This window comes from Clostridium tarantellae (assembly GCF_009295725.1).
GTDB classification, from domain to species: Bacteria; Bacillota; Clostridia; order Clostridiales; family Clostridiaceae; genus Sarcina; species Sarcina tarantellae.
Map to the genome: position 1 here is coordinate 1 of NZ_WHJC01000432.1, position 2,078 is coordinate 2,078.

Sequence of the window (2,078 nt, forward strand, 5' to 3'; positions counted from 1 at the left end):
ATTAAATACATGTAAAAATCTCTTTAAGATATATGTTGTATTTAGAAAATTTTCAAAAAACCTACAAATATTAAAAACTTAAATATATTTTTAATACTGTAGGTTTTAAAAAATTAAATTATTCCATAATTTTTATTTTCATAATTAAATTTTAAAGGTGAAAGTAAAGAAAAATTATATACTACCTATAAATTTATAATAGACTTAAAAATCTATTGAAAAATAATAATCACTAGGAATACTAACAAATAAAGATTTAATATTATATTCTATATGAGTTATTTTATCATCTAAACTTCTTATATTATCAAAGGTTTTTACTATGTTTAAAAAACCGTATCCTGATTGAGCATTAGGATATGGTTCACCAATACGTCTATTAGCCCCTCTTATTAAATAAGATTTTACCTTAGGAGAATAAAGTGCTTTATCTTTTCCATTTACTATACCCCATTGTAAAATTAAAGCACAACATCCTGTTAATACAGCACCAGCAACACATGCACTAGTAATATGCACTATTTCATTATTTGATGTTATGGTTTTAGCTCCAAAACCACCAGTTACAATATCTGGTTTAGTTCTTTTATCTCTAGTAAATCCCCTACCTGATTCGCTTATAATGGCATTGTTATTTTGATTATAAAAACCTGTTGATATAATTCTTCTTGAAGTGGATGGAATTACTAGTGTGCATTCTGGATTAGACTTTAAAAATTTTGTATCAGAAGCTAATAACTGCCGTTGTGGAAGCCAAACATGGTATTTACCAAGAACTATGCTATTGGAAGTTAAATTAAATTGCCAAATACCTGCAATTATATTTTCACATTTTATTAAAATTCTTTGATCTCCTGTGGTTTCTTCAGGAATGAAATTTTTGATTATTATTTCTGTTCCCTCATAAAAAAATTTTAATTTTACTTCCTGTTTAAATTTAGGTTTAATATTTTCAAAAAGTTCACCAGTAGGAGAGCTTATACTTAAAGCACATTTATTTGGAGTATCAATCCAAATTTCAAACTGTAATTTTTCTTGTCCTTCTCCAACTAAAAGCTCTATGTTTCCTGACTTACCTTCTTTTTTAAAAATACCCGATGTATGATTTTGTGTATTACCTTCATTACCTGTAGTGGTTGTTACAATAAACCCTCTAAAGGAAGATAAGTTATCTATATATTTTTCCATTAAAGAGTTTCCGTCATGAGATCCTATAGTAGTGCCTAATGGTAAATATACTACCATAGGTCTTTTTAATTCTATAAAAATTTCATGTAAATATTTTAAAGCCATTATAATAGCCACATTACTAAATTTTTTTTCAAGTAATTCTTCATTAACAGAAAAATATTTTAAAACACCATCATTAGCTTCATGTAATTTTACTACAACAAAGTTACTTTTAGTAGCAACTCCATTTAAACTAAAATCTTTACCATATCCACCAATTAAATTAGCCATGCTAGTACCATGACCAATTATATCTTTAGATGGTACAATATCATAGGGATTTCCTCCATTTAGATTTTCTTTTATTGCTTTATTAATATCATCCTCCGTATATTCAGAACCAAATCCAAATCCTTTAGGCTGTTTACCAGTTTGAACGGTTTGATCAAATATTTTAAGTATTCTAGTGGTTCCATCCTCATTGATAAATTGAGTATTTAAATAATCTATACCAGTATCTATTAACCCCATTAAAACTCCTTCACCATTTAATTTTAAATAAGGATTATTTATTAAATCTATAGCTCCTGATTCTTCTATGGGGGAAGAAGCATTAAGTGTATATATACCACCTGGATCTACATAAACAATTTCATCAGTGGTATTTATTATAGTATCTACTTCCTCTAAACTTGATGATAATGTTGCATATAAATCATTTAAAATAAAAACTTCTGCATTTTTATTTTTTAAAGCATTTATTATATCTCCAGTATACTCAATAAGTAAAGTAACAAACCCATTTATCCAAGGAGCTTTTTCTTCATATATATCTGTTTTAAATGGAGTTTTGTGAATATCTTTATCCAATAAATATCAATCTCCAAACTATATTATTTATATAACTT

At 26.6% G+C, this 2,078-nt stretch carries 1 protein-coding gene; it reads right to left on the bottom strand.

The genetic code is table 11. The annotated features are described in order from the left end of the window. Positions 1 to 204 precede the first annotated feature (204 nt). Positions 205 to 2,040, bottom strand: coding sequence for a S8 family peptidase (locus tag GBZ86_RS15305; protein ID WP_152892092.1), 1,836 nt, complete (start codon positions 2,038 to 2,040; stop codon positions 205 to 207). Positions 2,041 to 2,078 lie beyond the last annotated feature (38 nt).